The following is a 20309-nucleotide window of genomic DNA, read 5'->3' on the forward strand; positions in this document are numbered from 1 at the left end:
ACGAGGAGCGATGTCCGCCATGTCCGAAACCACCGAATTCAGCGACTTCTTCTATGAATCGGCGGACGGGCTGAGACTTCACGCCCGCGTCTATGGAAAGGACCGGAAAGGCCGGCTTCCGGTCGTGTGCCTGCCCGGACTGACGCGCAACGCGCGGGATTTCCACCGCCTGGCCCGGTTTCTGTCGCAGCAGGCTCCGGTTCCGCGCCGGGTCGTCGCGTTCGACTATCGCGGCCGCGGACTGTCGGCGTACGATCCGAACTGGCAGAATTATACCGTGGGCGCGGAACTGGCAGACATCCTGCTGGGTCTCGACGCGCTGAACATTCACCGCGCGCTCTTCATCGGCACCTCGCGAGGCGGCCTGATTGTGCAGGTCATGGCGGCGTTCAAGCCGCAGGTGATCGCAGCGGCGGTCCTCAACGATATCGGACCCGTCGTTGAGCGCCAGGGCCTCGAAGCGATCCGAAACTATCTCGACAATCAGGTGCGTCTCCAATCGCTTGCCGAAGCTATCGAGGCCCAGAAGAAGATCCATGGGCACGCCTTCCCTGCTCTCGCCGACGAGGACTGGGCGGCAATGGGAGACGCGCTCTACCGAATCGAGCATGGCCTGCCGGTGCCGGATTTCGACCCGGAACTCGTCAAGACCCTGACCTCGGGCGATCCCGACCAGCCCCTCCCGCAGCTCTGGAAGGAGTTCGATGCACTCGCCGGCAGGCCGGTCCTGGCGATACGCGGCGCCAATTCGACGCTTCTGTCCGAATCGACTCTTGCGGAAATGGCGAAACGCAGCCCTCAGATGGAGACGATCACAGTCGAGGGCCAGGGGCACGCGCCCTTTCTGGAGAGCGGCGACCTGCCTGAGCGGATCGCCGCTTTCTTCGATCGGGCGGAGCGCCGCTGACCGAAAGTCGAAGAGCTATCCTGCACAGTCCCGTTGGGAGGCGCTCTCCGGTTCGCCAACACCAGATCAAGGTAAAGTACGATCCGGCGGACCGCCGCGCCAATCGCCCAATGCAGCATCCGCGCATTCGGGGCCTTGGTCACCGAGCCCAATCCCACCCCGTTGATAAACGAAAAACCCGGCGGTTGCCCGCCGGGTTTTCACGAACGATCAGCTCAGCCGATCAGAAGCTGCGCTGGAAGCGGATGATGCCGCCGAATGCGTCATCGTCGCCGTTGTCGTAGTAGTCGATTTCAGGCGTGATCCGGAAGCCCGGGACCAGTTCGTACTGGACGTTCAACGAAGCGCCGAACTGCTCCGAGTCGTCATAGCCGAGCTGCAGGTTCATGACGGCCTTCTCGGAGACCTGCGCGGTCATGCCGCCCCAGATCGCCCACTCGCCGCCCCAAGGCTTGTAGAAGTTGGCGCCAGTCTCGCCGATGATCAGGAGACCCGTATCCGGATCGACACCGACCACCTCATCGGCGTCATCGTCACCCCAGCCGCCCATCAAGAAGAACGACAGGGCTTCGGTAGCCTTGATGTCCAAGCGCGCCTTGACAGCCCAGTTCTCATGGATGCTGTCGTAGCCGCCAACGATGCCGATGCCGCCCCAGCCCTGCGTGAACTTCGCACCGGCAACCACGTGCGGGACGTAGCTGTCGATCGAGTAGTCATGGCCGTAGGAGTCGTCCGCGCCGGTTTCGAGCGAGACGATCGCCGAGAAGCCGTTGCCGGTCGAGAAGGTGTAGCTGATCAGGTTGGTGTCGAACGGACCGTAGGGCACCAGATCGTCGGCGATGACGCCGCCGGCATAGTCGAGGAACACGGTATAGGCAGATTCGTCCTTACCGACGCGGAAGCCGCCAAGTTCGATCCAGGCGAAGTTCAGCGTAACGGAGGTGCCGTCATAGCCGTTGGTGCCGCCAGCCGAGTCGGCGAACCCGTCACCGTCGGTGTCGAAGATCACCGGGCCGCTCGGGGAGCCGTTGCCCCACTGGAAGCGGGTTTCCGTGTAGGTCTTCAGGGTGCCGAGTTCGGTCTCGGTGCCGGTCCAGGTCTGCAGCGACAGACGTGCATACTTGTTCCAGGTCTCGTTGATGCTGCCGTCCTCGTGATCGACCGCAGAACGCTCCCAGAGATCGCCGCCAGACGCCTGGTAACGGACGTAGCCGCCGATGCGCAGGCAGGTCTCGGTGCCCGGAATGTAGAAGTAGCCGGTGCCGTACACGTCGCAGACGCGAACGTATTCCACCGGCTCCGGCTCGGCAATCACGACCGCGTCAGCGGCCTGTGCGCCGGACACTGCGACGAGGGCCGCCGCCGAGCCGAGAAGAAGGCTCTTGATGCTCATTTCTGACCTCCAGTCAAAAGTTAAAGTACCGGGTCTGGGCTATATTTGCTGAAGGACAGCTGCTCCCTGTCCCATCCCCTACTTGAAAAAGGCCCGCTAGGCGCTCCCTCTTCCTCGCCAACTCTTACCGATGCTGATTTGCCGTTCAACCCTGACAATTCAAATGTGGCGGTTGCCCCACCTGTATGCCCAATCGCTGTTGCGAAAAGGACACGTTTTGGCCACGCTATTTACTTCCACGTAACCATCAAGAGGCTGACAACTCGCAACTTCATACGTGTGCAGACGAATACTTGCGGTCGACTCAGCTTGATTGAGCTCCATCTGACTCGCAACCTCCGCGCGAGCGCCGCCAGCCGGCAGCCTCTTGAGCCGGGCTGCGCCCGCCCTTGACGCCCGAGAAGTAACGCGACCCTCGAGGAGGACAAGGCGGCGAGACGACTGCCATAGGTTGAAGCGGAGGCGGCTCTCAATTTCTGTGTCTTTTTGGTCACAACTGCATCCGCCCAAGCCGATGCAACGGCCATAATCGTTGTATGAGGTTGAATGCACGCTCCGACTCGATATGAGTCCGCTCTCGAAGGGGGCGTGCTTCGGCTGCATTCTTCAAAGTTGGGAATGGGGGCTAGGGGATGGGGCAGGGAACGCCGGTTTAGGCGAGTACCCATACTTTTCAGCATTATACCCGGACTCGATACTTTAACCATTGATTGGAGGTACCACATGAACATCAAGAGCCTTCTTCTCGGCTCTGCTGCGGCCCTGGTCGCAGTGTCCGGCGCCCGCGCTGCCGACGCAGTCGTGATCGCCGAGCCGGAGCCCGTCGAATACGTTCGCGTTTGCGACGTGTACGGCACCGGCTACTTCTACATCCCGGGCACCGAGACCTGCCTGCGCATCGGCGGCTACGTCCGTTACCAGATCTCGGGCGGCGACCTGTGGGAGCGTTCCGCGACCGACCATCAGGACGGTAGCGAAAACGAGACCTGGAACAAGTATGCACGTCTGTCGCTGCAGACCTGGACCGGCACCGAGACCGAACTCGGCACCCTGAAGACCTTCACCGAGACCCGCTTCACGTGGGGCAACGGTGGCACGAGCGGCCCGGCGATCTTCCGCGACCGGAACGGTAACCTGGTGCCCGGCGGCAGCAACGGCTATGACGGCACCTCCGTCTCGCTGAACTTCGCCTGGATCGAACTCGGCGGCTTCCGCGTCGGCAAGGACGAATCGGCCTACACGACCTTCCTCGGCTACGCCGGCGCGGTCATCTCGGACGACATGGTCCCCTACGGTCCGTTCGACACCAACCTCATCAGCTACACCTTCAACGGCGGCAACGGCTTCTCGGCGATCGTCTCGCTCGAAACCGGCAAGGACGGTTCGTACGGCCACGACTACTCGATCGACAGCTACGTCCCGCACATCGTTGCCGGTGCGAAGTTCGCGCAGGATTGGGGTAGCATCGGCCTCGTCGGCGGCTACGACAGCATCCACGAAGCTTGGGCCGTCAAGGCGCGCCTGGACGTCAAGGCGACCGACACCATCTCGCTCTTCCTGATGGCCGGTTACGGCGACGACGGCGCCGAAGAGGTCGTCGGTCGCAATGCGGCGGGCGAGCTGGTCGTCGCTACGACGGGCGCCAACTTCTACAAGCCGTGGGGCGGCGAGTGGGCCATCTGGGGCGGCGCGAGCGCCCAGGTGTCCGACAAGGCCAAGGTCAACCTGCAGCTCGCCTATGACGACTCCGAGGCTTTCGGCGCTTCGATCAACGTCAACTACGACCTGGTTCCGGGCTTCCGCATCACGCCGGAAATCGACTACTACGACAACGGCGTCGACGACGCCTGGGGCGGCGTGATCCGCTTCCAGCGCAGCTTCTAATCAGCTGAGCTGATCGTTGTTGGGCCCGGCGGTTTACCGCCGGGCCTTTCATATCAATCTGACGCATGCGGCTTGGCTATATTTGCGCAACCGCGACCCCGAATGCCGCCGGCAACGCCTCGCGCCAACACCTCTTCGATTTGTCGTCGGGAAAGCGCTTGAATATAGGAACCCGGCAGGCTATGCGGACGCCACGGAGAGGTGGCCGAGTGGTCGAAGGCGCTCCCCTGCTAAGGGAGTAGAGGTCAAAAGCTTCTCGAGGGTTCGAATCCCTTCCTCTCCGCCATTGGCCGCCGTTGCACCCCATCCTGCGCTGTTTCCGCCGATCACCGGACCGCCACCGAGCGGCAGGGTACGCTACCGATAGTGCGCACATCCCGACCGATGTCGGCCCAGCTGTGAATTGGCCAGCGCGATATCGGCAGCTTTCAGCCTCCCGACAGTTCCTTGTGCAACTCGACCGCGCGTGCAAATTCCGTCGCGGTCGTTGCTGCAAACCGATATCCTGAAGCTCCGTAGAACGGACGAGCTCGCTCGCCAGCCACGACGAGCAGCGTGCGTGCCCCGATCGCGCTGGCACGACACTCAGCTTCGGCGAGTAGCTTTCTACCCACCCCCTTCCGCCATGCCTCAGGGGCGACGAACAGGTCCTCCAGCTCGGCCTGGAAGGCAGCTTCAGCAGGAAGGACCGTTGCAAAGCCTACAATCTCTCCTTCAATCTCCGCGACGATGGCATGTGGCAAGTGCGCGGCAGGCACCTCTCTCGCTTCCGAGAGTGCTTGCAGCTTTTCAATGTTCTCCCCCCACCCCAGAGAAGACCGCAGCTTAAGTGCTCCGAGGGTGTCCCTGTCCTCAGGCCGTGCTTCCCGAATGAGAATCGCCATCCGCATCGCCCCTCCCCCCAAGTGGCCTATGCCCCGACTGGACGTCTCAATCCGCCAGAGCATCTTCCGCCACTATCATCGACCCACTACGCGGGTTCGCTCCCCGTTGCCCGCAGCTTCGGGATCGCTGCCAGTCGTGTCGCCTGCCTGCTTGAAGGCTCGGACAAGAAGACGAGGCAGCAGCGCATCATGTGCCCGGCGATTCGCATGCTCTCAGGGAAGACAGCCGTCACCTCAGTCGCTCACGAGCGTGCCAATCGCTGGACGATTCCTTCCCGGCACTAGAGAAGAGCCTCCGAGATGTCCCGACAGGTCGCGACCAGCCGATCACGAATGTCGCCGAATTCGCGACTGGCGCCGATTTTCTGCAGGCAGGGCATGACCACGCTGGCGACGCCGCGTCCCGACCTGTCGAGGATCGGCGCGCATATGTCGGTGATGCCGACGAAATGATGGCTCTCCGAGATCAGGAAACCTGCCGCGGCGATCCGGTCAAGCTCGGCGTTCAGCGTTTCCCGCAAGGGCCCGCACTCGAGAAGCGAGAGGCTTTCTTCCATCATCACTTGCCGGCGTTCAGGTGACTGGAAAGCCATGATGGTCAGACCGGATGCGGCGTCAGTCGCCGGTCGGCTGTAGCCGAGCTGCAGCGTGAAATTGAACTCGGCGCGCGCTGCCGCACTCGCGACGACCACTGTCTCGCCTCGACTGATCACCACCAGATGGCTTGCATGGCCCACCCTGCCGCTGAGCCGCTCCATCGCCGGCAGCGCCACCTCCACCAACGCGCGCGGACGGGGCGTTCGCATGCCGAGCTCGAACAGGCGATTGCTCAGTGAGAGCCTGTCGGTGGCGGCGTCCCGGCGCAGATAGCCGCGGTCGACCAGCACATAGACCATGCGGAAGATCTCGTTCTTCGAGCGGCCCAGGCGCTCGCCGATCTGCCGCGCCGTCATCGCCTCGCCTTCCGACGCAAGCACTTCGAGGATATCCAGCCCCTTTTCCAGGGCCGGCGCCGAATAGGCGCCGCGCTCCTCGTGGGACGTGTCGCTGATCATCGCCATACGCCTTTGGCGGTTTCATGTGCGGTTCTTGACTTCATATGCGAAACGACCCCTAATCGCAATTGCGATACGCTGTTTTGCGCATGGAGCACACGGGGTAGAAGCCCAACGCGGCCACTCTGTGCCACGCGCCGGCGCTGACCGATCGGAACGGAGAAGCTGAAATGTCCGGCGCCAGTCCGGTTTCGATCCAACTCGACCCACTTCAGTTTGGAGACAGCGAGCGATTGATCGCCCGAAGTGGCATGCTCAGCGCCACGGCCTTCCGCTACCGCTCGGGCGTTGCCGGACTTCGAATCGAGAACGGCGCAGGCACGGCAACGCTGCTGCCGTTCCAGGGCCAGCAGATCTGGGATGCGCATTTCCTCGGCCGCAGCCTCACCATGCGCTCGCTGTTCGACGAGCCGCAGCCGACCCGTGACTATCTGAGGACCTACGGCGCGTTCTTCATCCATTGCGGCGGAACGTCGATGGGCAATCCCGGCCCGACCGACACGCACCCGCTGCATGGGGAGTTGCCCAACCTCCCCTATGAGATCGCAGCGCTGGTGTTCGGTTCGGACGAGGCCGGAGTCTATGTCGAGCTGACTGGCACAGGACGTGACACGCTGGCCTTCGGCCACGACTTCATCGCCCGGCCGCGCGTGCGACTGCGCGAAGGCGCGACCTCCTTCGAGGTCACAATGGAGGTCGACAACCGCGCCGGCAGGCCCATGCCGTTCCTTTACCTCGCCCACGTCAACTTCCGCCCCATGGATGGCGGAGTCCTGGTGGACGCGGTGGAGGACGACCGCGCCGATATCGTGATCCGAAAGCCCGAACTCGATCCCGGAGAACGCGAGGAAGTCCGCGGCTACCATGCCGCGGTGGCCGCCAATCCTTCCGTGCACCGGACACTCGCTGCGGGCGTACCGGTCGAACCTGAGTTGGTGCTGACGATGAAGGCGAGGAGCGACGTGGACGGCTGGACCCATGCCGTGCATCGCCGTCCGGACGGCTCCGGCGACTGTGTGAGCTACCGTCCGTCGGAGCTGCCCTTTGCGGTGCGGTGGATCACCCGGGGACCGGACCAGGATGCGCTCGGGCTGGTGCTGCCGGCCACTGCGCCGCCGGACGGTCTTGCTGCCGCCAAGGCGAACGGCCAGTTGGTCTGGATCGCGCCGGGCAAGTCCTGGCGTACCGAGATGCGCTTCGGGGCGATCGACGCAGCCGCGGCACGGAAACTGGAAAACCGCATCACCTCAGTGCGCAGCCGCTGAACCGGCCGACGCAATATGACGGACACGACGTTGAACACCACCCCTCAGCCCTACGCCGGCAACGCCTTCACCGAGATCGACTTCGAAAAGCCCGGGCGGCAGATCGGTTTCATCAACTTCCCGCACTCCCCCCACTCAGATGCATGGGGGGTGACGCAGGTTCCGATCGCAGTGATTTCCAACGGCGCCGGCCCCACCGTCGTGATCGAGGGCGGCAATCACGGCGACGAGTACGAAGGGCCGATCACCATCGGCGAACTTGCACGAGACCTCGACCCCGGCAGCATGCAGGGGCGGCTGATCCTGATGCCCGCCAACAACGTGCATGCGGTGCTCGCCGCGACGCGCACCTCGCCGGTGGACGGGCTGAACTTCAATCGCGTCTGGCCGGGGGACCCGATGGGCTCGATCACCCAGCAGATCGCCGCGTATGTGGCGCACCGCATTTTTCCGATGGCTGACGCCTTCCTCGACCTGCATTCGGGCGGCTCGTCGCTCGACATCCTGCCGAGCGCGATCATCGAGCCGAGCGGCGACGCCGACCTGCATAGGCGCAACGTAGCCGCCGTTCAGGCTTTCGATGCGCCCTACACCGTCGTCATCTCAAATCTCGGTGACAAGCGCACGGCCACTGCCGCCGCATGCGCAGCAGGCCTCGTCACGGTCGGCACCGAGATGCGCGGGTGCGGCGCCGTCTCACTCGACGCGCTGCAGATCTGCCGGCGGGGCGTTCGCAACGTGCTGGCGCATCTCGGGATGCTGGTGGGCGATGCGTCGCCGGTTTGTGCGGAGCGACCGATCCTCGAGCTGCGCGGACCCTCCGCTTATGTCTACGCAACCGAAGACGGCATCTTCGAGCCATTCCACGCCAATGGAGAACAGGTTTCCGCCGGGCAGCCGGCGGGTCGCATCCACCGGATCTGGGACATGGCCACAAAGCCGCTGACGCTGCACTATGGAGCAGACGGCATCGTCTATGGCCGCCGCCATCCCGGCCGGGTCGCGCCGGGCAACTGCTGCGTCGTCGTCGCGTCGCCTTACGGAGAGAGAAAATGATCACTGTCGCCGACATCGAAGCTGCGCGCGAGCGCATCGCACCCTATGTGCGGCGCACACCGATCATGGAGGCGACGCTGGCGCGCGAACCGCTGCCGGTCAGCGGCAGTGTCGTGCTGAAGCTGGAACTGCAGCAGGTGACAGGTTCATTCAAGGCGCGCGGCGCCATGAACCGCCTGCTCGGCGCATCAAAGGATGAGATCAAGGCCGGCATCGTGACGGCGTCGGGCGGCAACCATGGGCTGGCCGTGGCGCGCACCGCCAAGGTGGCGGGCGTGCCGGCGGTGGTCTACGTGCCGGAAACTGTCTCGCCCGCCAAGGTCGACAAGATGCGGGGCTGGGATGCGGACGTCCGCGTCGTCGGCGCCGAATGGTCGGTGTCGAATGAGGCGGCATGGGCCTACGCACGCGAGAGCGGCGCCGCCTATTTCCATCCCTTCGCCGATCCGCTGGTCGTGGCCGGACAGGGCACGCTCGGGCTCGAACTGATTGAGCAAGTCGACGTGGACACCGTGGTCATCGCCATCGGCGGCGGCGGTTTGGTCGCCGGCATGTCGACTGCGATCAAAGCAGTTCGGCCGAACGTGCGCATCGTCGCCGTTGAGCCGACCGGTTCGCCGACGATCAAGGCGAGCCTCGACGCCGGCGAGGTCGTCACGCTGGCCGAGGTGACGAGCAAGGTGGCGACCATGTCCTGCCGCAGGACGGACGAGCGCGTCTTCGAGATCGCCCGCCGCAACATCGAAGAGGTGGTGCTGGTATCCGACGAAGAAATGCTCGGCGCCTCGCGCTGGCTGTGGCAGGAGTTCGGCATCGCCGCCGACCTCTCCGGAGCAGCCACCACCGCCGCGCTCCGGAGCGGCCACCCGACCTTCGCCGACAGCCGCCGAATCTGCGCGGTGGTCTGCGGCGCCGGTGCGGAAGGCACGACGCCATGAAAATCATGGTCGCGGGCGGCGGCGCCTTCGGCAAGGAACACCTGAAGACATTGGCGGAGATCGGTGGCATCACCCTCGCCGTCGCGGAAGCGCGCGTTTCCGAGCATGACCTTCTTCGCCAGATCTTCCCGCTCGCCGACTGCGATGCGGACGCCTTCGCCTTGCTCGACCACTTCGAGCCCGACGGCGTCATTGTGGCGACCCCGGCCGCCGCTCACGCGTCGCTGGCGACGAAGGCGCTGGAACGCGGGATCCCGGTGCTGGTCGAGAAGCCGGTCGCACCGGACGACGCCACGATGCGCAGCTTGTGCCAGGCAGCAGCGGTCAGCCGCGCCTTCCTCCAGCCCGGCCACATCCTGCGCTTTTCAGCCGGCCACCGGCAGCTGCTGGACGTGCTGCGCAGCGGCGAGATCGGCCAATTGCTGAGCTTCAGCTCACGCCGCTATCGCGATGCAGGTCATGCGGGGCGCTATGCCGACATCGATCCCGTGCTGATGACGATGATCCATGACATCGACCTCGCGCTGTGGTTCGACGGCGGAACCGCCGTTTCAGCGAACGCCACGCGGCGGCCGTCCGAAATGGCCCGCTCGCTGACCTCCGCACGCCTCGAAAGCACGTCGGGGTCGGTCTGGCATCTTTCCACGTCCTGGCTGCATCCCGGCCCCGACTGCCCACCGGATCGTGTGGAGATCATCGGCACCAAGGGCAGTGCCGAGTTCGAGATCGGCAGCCATATCGAGATTTTCGGCAGCCTCCAGCGGCGCATCTCGGTCGACGCGAGTGACAATCCCCTCCGTGCCGAACTCGACTGCTTCCTCAGAGGCATCCGTGCTGGCCGTTCGCACGCGCCGGTCACGCCTCAGGACGCGATGAATGGCCTGCTCGCGGCGGAAATGATCATCGGCAAACTGAACCAATGACAATCATCGATGCCCATCTCCACCTGTTCCCGAACGGCTACACCGGGTTCCAGCGCCCCTCGCCGCTCGGCCAGGAAGTCGACCTGGACGTCTATGAGCGGCTGATGGCAGCGCACGGTATCTCCGGCGGACTGGTGGTGTGCTACGAAGGCGACGGGATTGATCCGACCAACAACGCCTATGTGCGCGACCTTGCGGGCACGCGGCGCTGGATAGAGAGTGTCGCTTACGTCGATCCGTCATCGGCGCTCCTGCCCGGGCACATCGAAGCGCTGCTTGCCGCTGGCCATGTCGGCGTCGCACTTTACCTGCCCGACGCGTCGACGGTGAAGGCGGCTTTGGCATGGCCGCGCGAAACATGGGACCGGCTCAGCATCGCGCGCGCCATTGTCTCGCTGAACGCGCGGCCGGAAGCGATTGCCGCGTTGCCGCCGCTTATCGAACGGGCCGAAGGCTGCGCGTTCCTGTTCTCACACCTTGGACTGCCCGGCCGTTGCGAGGCGCGTCCGGCGCTTGCCAAGGCAGCCGTCCGTCTCGATCCGCTTCTGCGCCTCGCCCCCTGCGGCAATGTCGGGGTCAAGATTTCCGGCCTCTACGCAATCGATCCGGTTGCCCCGCACCGAGCCGCCCAGCCGTTCGTCGAACTTTTGCTGGAGCGGTTCTCCCCATCGGACCTACATTGGGGTTCGGACTTCAGCCCGGCGCTGGAGTTCGTCAACTTCGAAGAGACAATGCAGTTTCCCGGGAGCGACGTCCTCAGCGACTCCCAGCGCCGCCTGATCTTCGGCGAAGGTCTGGCCGCGAAGATCCGTGAGGTCCGTCGCTGACCAAAATGGCATTTGAGTTGCCCTGACAACTCGGCCGTCAGTGTCTCGGCTCTATCGCCTCTCTTCGCTTCAGTCTGGTTGACAGTTGCTTGAGCCAGGTTCGCAAACAAGGCTGGCCTCGCGCACCAAATCGTCCGGAATGGATCTCAACTCCTTCAAAAATTTCGCAAAATTCGCTTCCATCGCTTCGAACAATCCTTCCTTGCTGCCAGGTACCGGCATTCCTCGGCCCTGCGCTGCGGTTCGAAGCCTCCGATCCTGATGGGCAAGATCCGAACGCCCAAGCGGCGAACAAACTGTTCGAAAAGCGGCCGCAGGGGCGCTTTTGGATAGCGCTGGTGCGCCCGCTTGCTCTAAGAGGCACACGGAATTGTGAGCCGACTAGATTATTGAACGGGATTCACGACGATGATGAGCTTCTTTCGGGCACTGCTGCCGCGTGAAGACCGGTTCTTCGATCTGTTCGAGGCGCACTCCAAGCTGCTGGTGGAAGGCGCCGAAGCGCTGGAGCGGCTCCTCGCCGGCGGTGAAGGCGTCGAGGCCGAATGCCAGAAGATCAAAGACCTTGAGAACAAGGCTGACGCCATCACGCGCGATGTGCTGCTGGCGGTGCGCCGCAGCTTCATCACCCCCTTCGACCGGGGTGACATCAAGGACCTCATCCAGTCGATGGACGATGCCATCGACATGATGCACAAGACGGTGAAGACGGTCATCCTGTTCGAGCAGCGCGAATTCGAACCGCGCATGCGCGAGATGGGCGGCATCATCGTCCAGGCCGCCAAGCTGACAGCGCAGGCCGTCCCGCTGCTCGAGAAGATCAGCCCGAACGCCAGCCGGCTGAGCATGATCACCGAGCAGGTCATGCGTGTGGAGGAGCGCGCCGACGAACTTCACGACCTCGGCCTCAAGGAGTTGTTCCAGAGGCAGGGTCGCAGCGATCCGATGGCCTACATCATCGGCAGCGAACTCTATTCCGAGCTGGAGAAAGTGGTCGACCGTTTCGAGGACGTCGCCAACGAGATCAGCGGCATCGTCATCGAAAACGTCTAAGCCATGGATGCCTCCCTCGCATTTCCGATCCTGGTCGCGCTGATCGCGATCGCGCTCCTCTTCGACTTCCTCAACGGGCTGCACGACGCGGCCAATTCGATCGCCACGATCGTATCGACGCGCGTGCTTAGACCGCATTACGCGGTCGCCTGGGCGGCCTTCTTCAACTTCATCGCCTTCCTCTTCTTCGGGCTGCATGTTGCAGAAACGCTCGGCAGGGGCATCGTCCACGCCGACATCGTCGACCCGACCGTCATCTTCGCCGCGTTGACGGGCGCCATAACGTGGAACGTCATCACCTGGCTCTACGGCATCCCCTCGAGCAGCTCCCACGCCCTGATCGGCGGGCTGGTGGGAGCCGGCGTCGCCAAGGCGGGAGGCGGCGCCATCGTATGGTCCGGCCTGCTGAAGACGACGGCGGCCATCGTCGGCTCGCCGCTGACCGGTTTCATCCTGGCCCTGCTTCTGGTGCTGATCGTGTCCTGGGTATTCGTGCGCAGGACGCCGTTCGCGGTCGACAGCACGTTTCGCGTGCTGCAGTTCATCTCGGCATCGCTCTATTCGCTCGGTCACGGCGGCAATGACGCCCAGAAGACGATGGGCATCATCGCCGTGCTGCTCTACTCACAGGGCATGCTCGGGTCGGAGTTCTACGTCCCCCTATGGGTGGTGCTGTCTTGCCAGGCCGTACTGGCGCTGGGCACGCTGTTCGGCGGCTGGCGCATCGTCCACACGATGGGTTCGAAGATTACGCGGCTCAACCCGATGCAGGGGTTTTGCGCGGAAACCGGCGGCGCGATCACGCTGTTCGGCGCGACCTGGCTCGGCATTCCGGTTTCGACGACCCACACCATCACCGGCGCCATCATCGGCGTGGGCGCCGCCAGGCGTGTGTCTGCCGTGCGCTGGGGCATTGCAGGCAACATCGTCTGGGCCTGGATCATCACCATCCCGATCGCGGCCGCGATCTCGGCCGCGACCTACTGGGTGACGTCGCTGATCACCGGCTGAGCGGCTCTTGAGGAGCTGCGGCGGGCGCGCTCCGTCAGTCTACCCGGCCGCGCGCGGCGACCGGAACGGTCTCGATGACACGATCGCCGGACACGAGATGCACCTCGTCGAACAGGTTCGACACAACGCAGGCGTGATTTGGCAAAATGCGGACGCGGTCGCCGATCGACAGGTCCGCACCGGCGGCCAGGGTCACGTTGCCGTGTTCTTCGCTGAGGCCCGTGACGGATGCGCCGGGTATGCCGACGATCTCGCCGAAGCCGTCCATGCCCAACGTGTCGCTGGTCAGCGCCTTGGAGCCTGAATCGAGGATGGCGCGCGTGGCGGTCGGCTTGCTGACAACAGTCGCCAGCACCGTCAGGGCGCAGTTGTCGGCGGTGCCGACGTCTTTCGCCACCTGATACCTATCCAGATAGATGTAGGTTCCAGGCCGATATTCGGTGATCACATCACTATCGCCGGCATGCCACATGTCCGGCGTTCCGCCGCTCGATATGCGCTCGCAGGCAATGCCTTGCTTGGCCAGGAGATCGCGCGCTTCTTTCAGCCACGCGTTCGCCTCGGCCGCCTTGCCGGCGGCCGGATAGGTCATCAAGCCGCCGAACCTCAATCCGGGGGCAGCATCGATCCGCTTCGCGAGATCCAGCGCCTCTTGGGGCGACTGCACGCCGCATCGCGCCATGCCGGTGTCGCATTCCACTAACACTGTCAGCCTGTGATCGGGGTCGGTGAATACCGACGCCAGGCCCTCGATGGTCTCACGGCTGTCGGCCGTCACGGAAAGCGTGATGCGCCTGTGCAGCGCGAGCAACCGCTCCAGCTTCTGGCGGCCGATGATGTTGTAGGGCAGGAAGATGTCGGCAATGCCAGCATCCGCCATCACTTCGGCCTCGCCGATCTTCTGGCAGGTGATGCCGACGGCCCCGGCCTCGACCTGCTTCCTGGCCCAGAAAGGCAGCTTGTGCGTCTTGATATGCGGCCTGAGCTTCTTGCCATGGGCATCTGCATAGGCCTGCGCCCGCAAAATGTTGGCCGAGGCGCGGTCCAGGTCGACGAGGACACAGGGCGTTTCAAGATCGTCGATGGTTCGGTCGGCGGTCATTTTTCAGTCTCCTAGCGGCAGTCGCGGATCGTCCACCTTGAGCGTGTTCAGGCTCAGCTTGATCCGACGCAGAGATTCCAGCACGTTGCTGTCGCGGCTCTCGGCTGTCGCCGTGGCGATCATGTCCACGACCGCCAGCAGAGCGTAGCGCGACGATGTCGGCTTGTAGATGTTACTGTCCTCGCCGTGCTGGAACGGGATGACGATCTCCGCCGCCTTGGCCAGCGCGGAGCCCGGTCCGGTGATGGCGACGGTGCGCGCGCCGTACTGGCGCGCCACCACGACCGAGTCGATGACCGACTTCGCGTAGCCTGAGATGGAGAACGCGAGGACTGTCGTCTCCGACGTGGCCACCGCCGCGTACATGCGCTGCAACTGACCGTCGACCTGCGCCACCACTGAAACGCCGAGCCGGAACAGCCGGTTCTGCATCTCCGTCGCCATCATCGATGAGGTGCCGCCCGAGCCGATGCACAGGACGTGCCTGGAGGCGGACAATCTTTCGGCAACCGACATCAGCGTCGACATGTCCAGGCTCGCGGCAATGCGCTCGATCGCCTGGGTCGCCCCAACGGTGATGGCCGCCGCAATGCGCTGCTCGCGCGCATCGCGGTTCAACGGCGCCGGCATCAGGTAAAGCCCGCCAATGGCGATCGCCTGGGCCAGCCAAAACTTGAAGTCCCTCACCCCTTCGCAGCCGAGATTGCGGCAGAAGCGTGTAACAGTTGGCTCGCTGACGTCTGCGCGCGCCGCAATCTCCGAGATCGCGGCCTTCGAGGCGAAATCCAGATCGGCGAGTACCAGGGCGGCGAGGCGACGGTCAGACTTCGAACCGTCCTGCGTCATCATCTGCAGGCGGGTGATGATGTCCGCGACCTGTTTCATACGGCGAGGCCGCTCGCCTTGTCGAACAGATGCGCGTTGCCGGGGTCGACGCTCACCGGCAGCCGGTCGCCCGGCTTCACCGAAATGCGGTCGCGGAAGACTGCCCGCACCTTCTCCCCACCGATCGAGCCGTATACATGCGTCTCGGCCCCCGTGGGCTCGATCACGTCAACGGCGATCCTGGCCGCGGGCCGCTCTTCGTCGATGCGGAAATGCTCCGGACGGATGCCGATCTCGACGTCCTTGCCGACGGCCTTGGCGCCGGCTTCCCCCAGATTGACACGCACGCTGTCGGCAGCCTCGAAGACCGCACCCTCGGCCGAGGTAGCGACGCGGCCGCTGACGAAGCTCATCGACGGCGAGCCGATGAAACTTGCCACGAACTTGTTCACCGGCCGGTCGTAGAGTTCGAGCGGAGGGCCGACCTGCTGGATCTTCCCCTGGTTCATCACCACGATCCGGTCGGCCATGGTCATCGCCTCGATCTGGTCGTGCGTGACGTACACGATGGTGGACTTCAGGCGTTGATGCAGCGCCTTGATTTCCACGCGCATCTGCACGCGCAGCTGGGCATCGAGGTTGGACAGCGGCTCGTCGAACAGGAACACGGAGGTGTCGCGCACGATGGCGCGCCCCATGGCGACACGCTGCCGCTGGCCGCCGGAAAGCTGGCGCGGATAACGGTCCAGATAAGAGAATAGGTTCAGGATGTTGGCCGCATTCTTCACCTTCTCGGTGATCTTGTCCGAGGCCTCGCCGCGTATCTTCGGACCGAACCCTATGTTGTCCGACGCCTTCATGTGCGGGAACAGCGCGTAGGACTGGAACACCATGGCGATGTTGCGCTTCTGCGGCGGCAGGTCGTTGGCGCGCGTGCCTCCGATCCTGAGCTCGCCGTCAGTGATCGGCTCGAGGCCCGCCAGCATGCGAAGCAGGGTGGACTTGCCGCAGCCGGATGGCCCGACGAGCACCACGAACTCGCCGCTCGCAATGTCGAGATTGATGTTGTCGAGAACCTTGTGGCTGCCAAAGGCCTTCGAAAGATTGCGGAAGTGAACGTCGGTCATCGCTCAGGTACCTCCCAGGACATCGTCAATGAAGGGCAGGCAGCCGGCGGTGAGGCCGCCATCCACCGGCAATACCGTACCGGTGATCCCGCTCGCCCGGTCCGACGCCAGGAAGGCAACCGCCTCTGCCACCTCCTCGGCCTCGACGATCCGCTCCAGCGGATAAATGCGCTTCAGATGGTCCATCACCGCAGGATCCCTGGCAAGGCGGTGGGCCCAGGCCGGCGTGCGGATGGAGCCCGGACAGACGACATTGGAACGGATACCCTTGCGGCCATGCTCGACGGCGACGGCGCGGGAGAAGGCGTTGATGCCGGCCTTCGCCGCCGCATAGGCCGGATTGCCGAAATGCGCGAGGGAATTCACCGAGGAGATGAACACCACCGCGCCCGAGCCGCGCTTCGTCATCTCGCGCAGCATCACATTCGTGAAGGCCGCCACACCGGTCAGGTTGAGCCGGATCTCCGCATCGATGTTATCGAACGTCAGCGCCGACATGGTCTCGGCGCGCGTCCAGCCCGCATTGTTGACGATGACGTCGGGCACGCCCTGCCCCGCAAGGATGAGTTCCGCGGTGTCGCGGATCGATGCCTCGTCGAGCAGGTCGAATACGTAGGCGGGCCAGCGCGAAGACGCCAGAAGGTCAGCCGAACGATCGCATAGGACAAGATCAGCGCCGCGCTTGGCGAAGGTTTCGATGAAGGCCGCACCAAGGCCGCCGCCAGCGCCCGTGATGAGAACCTTCTTGCCGCGAAAATCACCTTCGGTCACTATGCCAATTCTCCCCTTTGGCGGCAGACGCGTACTGTCACCTATCGCAGTTTTTGTAAGTTAGCAACATCGAAATTGCTCTTGCATTCGCCGTTTGGTCGGATAATGTAAGAAAGTCACGGAATTCTGACGCCGGGTCATCTGGCGCGACACGTTGACACGAATGGGAGAAGATTCATGAAGACAGCTACTTGGAAATCCGCGCTTCTGGGCGGGCTCAGCGTGCTGGCCCTCGCCGCGCAGGCGAATGCCGGAGAGGTCCGCGTCACCGTCGCCGAATACAGCTCGAAGACCGGGCCCTATTTCGCCGAAGTGGAGAAGGCGTTCGAGGCCGCCAATCCCGGCATCGACGTGCAGTTCGAAATCGTGCCGTGGGACGTGCTGCTGCAGAAGCTCACCACCGATATCGCTGCCGGCACCAATGCCGACCTCTCCATCATCGGCACGCGCTGGCTGATCGATTTCGTCCAGCAGGGCATTGCCGAGCCGCTCGACGGCTACATCACGCCTGAGTTCAAGGACCGCTTCATCGAAACCTTCCTCTCGCCGTCGGTGATGGATGGCAAGACCTACGGCCTGCCGATCGCGGCCTCCGCCCGCGCCATGTACTACAACAAGGACATCCTTTCGAAGGCCGGCGTCGCCAATCCGCCTGCGACCTGGGCCGAGCTCCAGGACGCAGCGCGCAAGATCAAGGCGTCGGGCGGCGACGTGTTCGGCTTTGGTCTGCAGGGCAAGGAAATCGAGACCGACGTCTACTACTACTATGCGATGTGGTCGATGGGCACCGAAATCCTTAACCAGGATGGAACCTCGGGCCTCGGCACGCCGGGCGCGCTGGAGGCGGCGAAGCTCTACAAGTCGATGATCGATGAAGGGTTGACCGAGCCGGGCGTCACGTCGCTTGCCCGCGAAGACGTGCAGAACATCTTCAAGCAGGGCAAGGTCGGCATGATGATCACCGCGCCGTTCCTGTCCAACCAGATCAAGGAAGAAGCGCCGAACCTCAATTACGGCGTGGCGGCCATTCCGGCCGGCCCGACCGGCGCGCGTGGCACCTATGGCGTCACCGACTCCATCATCATGTTCCAGAACTCGAAGAACAAGGAAGAGGCCTGGAAGCTGCTCGACTATCTCTTCACGACCGAACAGCGCGCCAAGTTCACGCAGGGCGAAGGCTTCCTTCCGGTGAACAAGGAAGAGGCGAAGATGGACTACTACGTGAACAACGCCGACCTGGCCGCGTTCACGGCGTTGCTGCCCGACGCCCGCTTCGCCCCGGTCATCCCCGGCTGGGAGGAGATCGCGCAGATCACGTCGGACGCCATGCAGAAGATCTATCTCGGCAAGCCGGAGGAGATCGAGGCGACGCTCAAGGACGCTGCCGCGAAGGCGGACGCGATCCTGAAGAAGTAAGCCCGGCGCCTTCCCCTCTGCCCGTCTGCGGGCAGAGGCTGGCGCGAAAGTCCGGATGAGGGGCGGCGGGCAACTCCCGACATTGCCCACGGCTCCTCGTCCGCCTGCCGGCATCCTTTCCTCGCAAGCGGGGAGAGGACCGCCAATCGCGAAGCCCCGAACACGCCGAGAGCCATGCACAACCGGGCCCTGCCCTATCTGCTGACCCTGCCAAGCCTGCTGCTTGCGGCGGTGGTGATCTTCTGGCCGGTCTGGGACCTCATCCAGATTTCGACGCATGACGTCAGCCGCTTCGGCCAGTTGCGCGACTGGAACGATTTCGCGAACTTCTGGGCGCTCGTCGAAGATCCGGACTTCATCAGCGCTCTCCTCCGGACCGGGCTATGGACCGTACTGGTGGTCGGCGGCGCGCTGCTGATCTCGATCCCCGTGGCCATGATCCTCAATGCGGATTTCTACGGCCGCGGCATTGCGCGCGTCATCATCATGCTGCCATGGGCGGTATCGCTCACCATGACCGCCATCGTCTGGCGCTGGGCGCTCAACGGCGAGAGCGGCATGCTCAACTCCGCGCTGCGCAATCTCGGCATCATCGACCAGAATATCCAATGGCTGGCGAGCGCAGCCACCGCGTTTCCAATGCAGGTGCTGATCGGCATCCTGGTCACGGTTCCCTTCACGACCACGATCTTCCTGGGTGGCCTGTCGTCCATACCGGACGACCTCTACGAGGCCTCGGCGCTTGAGGGCGCCACACCGGTTCAGCAGTTCAGGCACATCACTTTCCCGCTGCTGAAGCCCTTCGTGAACATCGCGATCGTGCTGAACACGATCTACGTCTTCAATTCCTTCCCGATCATCTGGGTGATGACGCAGGGGGGGCCGGCAAACTCGACCGACATCCTCGTCACGCACCTCTACAAGCTCGCCTTCCGGCTCGGGAAGCTGGGCGAAGCTTCGGCCGTGTCGCTGGTGATGTTCGCCATTCTGCTCCTCTTCACCATGATCTATGTCCGCCTTGCCATGCGGGAGAGCCGCGGATGAGCCCGAAGCTGAAGCGCACGATCATTGCATGGGTGCTGCTGGCGCCGCTGATCGTCGTGACCCTTTTCCCCTTCGCGGTGATGTTCCTGACCGCCGTCAAGCCGCGGGCAGAGGTGCTCAATCCGACCTGGTGGCCAAGCGAGTTCCGCTGGTCGAACTTCTCTGAAATGTGGGTGGCGATCAATTTTGGCCGTGCGTTGTGGAACTCTCTCTTCGTTTCGCTCATCGCGACGGTCGGCGCGATCCTGATCTCGATCCCGGCCGCCTACGCCATGTCGCGTTTCCGGTTTGCCGGCCACGGCGCCTTCCGTCAGTTCCTGCTCATCTCACAGATGATCTCGCCGATCGTGCTGGTGCTCGGCCTGTTCCGCCTGCTCGCCGCCTGGGGCCTGATCGAGAGCACGACTGCCGTGGGCTTTGTCTACATGGCCTTCAACATCGCCTTCACGGTTTGGATGCTGCAGAGCTATTTCGACACCATCCCGCGCGACCTGGAAGAAGCTTCCTGGATGGAGGGCGGCAGCCGGTGGCTGACGCTGAGAAAGGTGTTTTTGCCGCTCGGCGTGCCCGCCATCGCCGTGACCGCCATCTTCACCTTCATCAACGCCTGGAACGAGTTCGTCATCGCGCTGACCATGCTGCGGCGCGACGAGACCTATACCTTGCCCATCAAGGTGTTCTCGCTGGTGGCGGGGCGCTATACGGTCGAGTGGCACCATGTGATGGCGGCCACGCTGCTTGCAACCGTGCCCGTCGCCATCCTTTTCGTCTGGCTGCAGCGCTATCTCGTCCGCGGACTGGCGCTCGGCGCGGTAAAGTAAGAAACCA

The 20309-nt window shown here is 63.8% G+C and carries 19 protein-coding genes and 1 tRNA gene; 13 read left to right on the forward strand and 7 right to left on the reverse strand.

Annotation, left to right across the window (positions count from 1 at the left end; translation table 11 throughout):
- Positions 1-19: 19 nt before the first annotated feature.
- Positions 20-907 carry an alpha/beta fold hydrolase gene (locus PD284_RS17740; protein WP_274629480.1) on the forward strand — a complete coding sequence of 296 codons (888 nt, stop codon included), beginning with the start codon at positions 20-22 and terminating at the stop codon, positions 905-907.
- Positions 908-1130: 223 nt separating this feature from the next.
- On the opposite strand, the gene PD284_RS17745 is transcribed toward PD284_RS17740, so the two are convergent.
- The gene (locus PD284_RS17745) at positions 1131-2300 is read right to left on the reverse strand and encodes a porin (RefSeq protein ID WP_274629481.1); all 1170 of its coding nucleotides are present in this window, start codon (positions 2298-2300) and stop codon (positions 1131-1133) included.
- A 723-nt stretch (positions 2301-3023) separates the two neighbouring features.
- On the opposite strand from PD284_RS17745, the gene PD284_RS17750 reads away from it, so the two are divergent.
- On the forward strand, positions 3024-4184 hold the full coding sequence (locus PD284_RS17750) for a porin (RefSeq protein ID WP_274629482.1): 1161 nt from the start codon (positions 3024-3026) through the stop codon (positions 4182-4184).
- Between the two features lie 195 nt (positions 4185-4379).
- Positions 4380-4470 (forward strand) — tRNA-Ser (locus PD284_RS17755).
- Positions 4471-4612: 142 nt separating this feature from the next.
- Here the strand turns inward: PD284_RS17755 and PD284_RS17760 are convergent.
- Entirely contained in the window at positions 4613-5068 is a 456-nt protein-coding gene (locus PD284_RS17760; RefSeq protein ID WP_274629483.1) for a GNAT family N-acetyltransferase, read from the reverse strand.
- Positions 5069-5349: 281 nt separating this feature from the next.
- Entirely contained in the window at positions 5350-6123 is a 774-nt protein-coding gene (locus tag PD284_RS17765; RefSeq protein WP_274629484.1) for an IclR family transcriptional regulator, read from the reverse strand.
- Between the two features lie 233 nt (positions 6124-6356).
- Here PD284_RS17765 and PD284_RS17770 point away from each other — a divergent pair, with 233 nt between their 5' ends.
- The 7 genes from PD284_RS17770 (at position 6357) to PD284_RS17800 (ending at position 13196) form a co-directional block, all read left to right on the forward strand.
- Positions 6357-7388 carry a DUF4432 family protein gene (locus PD284_RS17770; protein WP_274629485.1) on the forward strand — a complete coding sequence of 344 codons (1032 nt, stop codon included), beginning with the start codon at positions 6357-6359 and terminating at the stop codon, positions 7386-7388.
- Positions 7389-7418: 30 nt separating this feature from the next.
- Positions 7419-8444, forward strand: coding sequence for a succinylglutamate desuccinylase/aspartoacylase family protein (locus tag PD284_RS17775; RefSeq protein ID WP_274629486.1), 1026 nt, complete (start codon positions 7419-7421; stop codon positions 8442-8444).
- Positions 8441-9382 carry a threonine ammonia-lyase gene (locus PD284_RS17780; protein ID WP_274629487.1) on the forward strand — a complete coding sequence of 314 codons (942 nt, stop codon included), beginning with the start codon at positions 8441-8443 and terminating at the stop codon, positions 9380-9382. The genes PD284_RS17775 and PD284_RS17780 overlap by 4 nt, the downstream gene beginning before the upstream one ends.
- Positions 9379-10305 (forward strand): Gfo/Idh/MocA family protein, encoded by a 927-nt coding sequence (locus tag PD284_RS17785; RefSeq protein ID WP_274629488.1) that lies wholly within the window; start codon positions 9379-9381, stop codon positions 10303-10305. The genes PD284_RS17780 and PD284_RS17785 overlap by 4 nt, the downstream gene beginning before the upstream one ends.
- Complete coding sequence (locus PD284_RS17790; protein WP_274629489.1) at positions 10302-11132, forward strand: amidohydrolase family protein; 831 nt, start codon at positions 10302-10304, stop codon at positions 11130-11132. Before PD284_RS17785 ends, PD284_RS17790 begins: the two co-directional genes overlap by 4 nt.
- 408 nt (positions 11133-11540) lie before the next feature.
- Positions 11541-12185, forward strand: a complete 645-nt coding sequence (locus PD284_RS17795; protein ID WP_274629490.1) for a DUF47 domain-containing protein — start codon at positions 11541-11543, stop codon at positions 12183-12185.
- A gap of 3 nt (positions 12186-12188) precedes the next feature.
- Positions 12189-13196 (forward strand): inorganic phosphate transporter, encoded by a 1008-nt coding sequence (locus tag PD284_RS17800; protein ID WP_274629491.1) that lies wholly within the window; start codon positions 12189-12191, stop codon positions 13194-13196.
- Between the two features lie 34 nt (positions 13197-13230).
- Here the strand turns inward: PD284_RS17800 and PD284_RS17805 are convergent, their stop codons facing one another.
- Genes PD284_RS17805 through PD284_RS17820 form a run of 4 tightly spaced genes read right to left on the reverse strand, consistent with a single transcriptional unit; the run spans position 13231 to position 17024 of the window.
- Positions 13231-14298, reverse strand: coding sequence for a D-TA family PLP-dependent enzyme (locus PD284_RS17805; RefSeq protein WP_274629492.1), 1068 nt, complete (start codon positions 14296-14298; stop codon positions 13231-13233).
- Between the two features lie 3 nt (positions 14299-14301).
- Positions 14302-15183 (reverse strand): MurR/RpiR family transcriptional regulator, encoded by an 882-nt coding sequence (locus tag PD284_RS17810; RefSeq protein WP_274629493.1) that lies wholly within the window; start codon positions 15181-15183, stop codon positions 14302-14304.
- Positions 15180-16250, reverse strand: a complete 1071-nt coding sequence (locus PD284_RS17815; protein ID WP_274629494.1) for an ABC transporter ATP-binding protein — start codon at positions 16248-16250, stop codon at positions 15180-15182. The genes PD284_RS17810 and PD284_RS17815 overlap by 4 nt, the downstream gene beginning before the upstream one ends.
- A gap of 3 nt (positions 16251-16253) precedes the next feature.
- Positions 16254-17024, reverse strand: coding sequence for an SDR family oxidoreductase (locus PD284_RS17820; RefSeq protein ID WP_274630685.1), 771 nt, complete (start codon positions 17022-17024; stop codon positions 16254-16256).
- 174 nt (positions 17025-17198) lie between these two features.
- Here PD284_RS17820 and PD284_RS17825 point away from each other — a divergent pair, with 174 nt between their 5' ends.
- From PD284_RS17825 to PD284_RS17835, 3 genes are all read left to right on the forward strand, one after another.
- The gene (locus tag PD284_RS17825; RefSeq protein ID WP_274629495.1) at positions 17199-18437 is read left to right on the forward strand and encodes an ABC transporter substrate-binding protein; all 1239 of its coding nucleotides are present in this window, start codon (positions 17199-17201) and stop codon (positions 18435-18437) included.
- A gap of 174 nt (positions 18438-18611) precedes the next feature.
- The gene (locus PD284_RS17830; protein ID WP_274629496.1) at positions 18612-19481 is read left to right on the forward strand and encodes a carbohydrate ABC transporter permease; all 870 of its coding nucleotides are present in this window, start codon (positions 18612-18614) and stop codon (positions 19479-19481) included.
- Positions 19478-20302, forward strand: a complete 825-nt coding sequence (locus PD284_RS17835; RefSeq protein WP_274629497.1) for a carbohydrate ABC transporter permease — start codon at positions 19478-19480, stop codon at positions 20300-20302. Before PD284_RS17830 ends, PD284_RS17835 begins: the two co-directional genes overlap by 4 nt.
- Positions 20303-20309: the final 7 nt, after the last annotated feature.

Source organism: Mesorhizobium shangrilense (assembly GCF_028826155.1).
GTDB classification, from domain to species: Bacteria; Pseudomonadota; Alphaproteobacteria; order Rhizobiales; family Rhizobiaceae; genus Arvimicrobium; species Arvimicrobium flavum.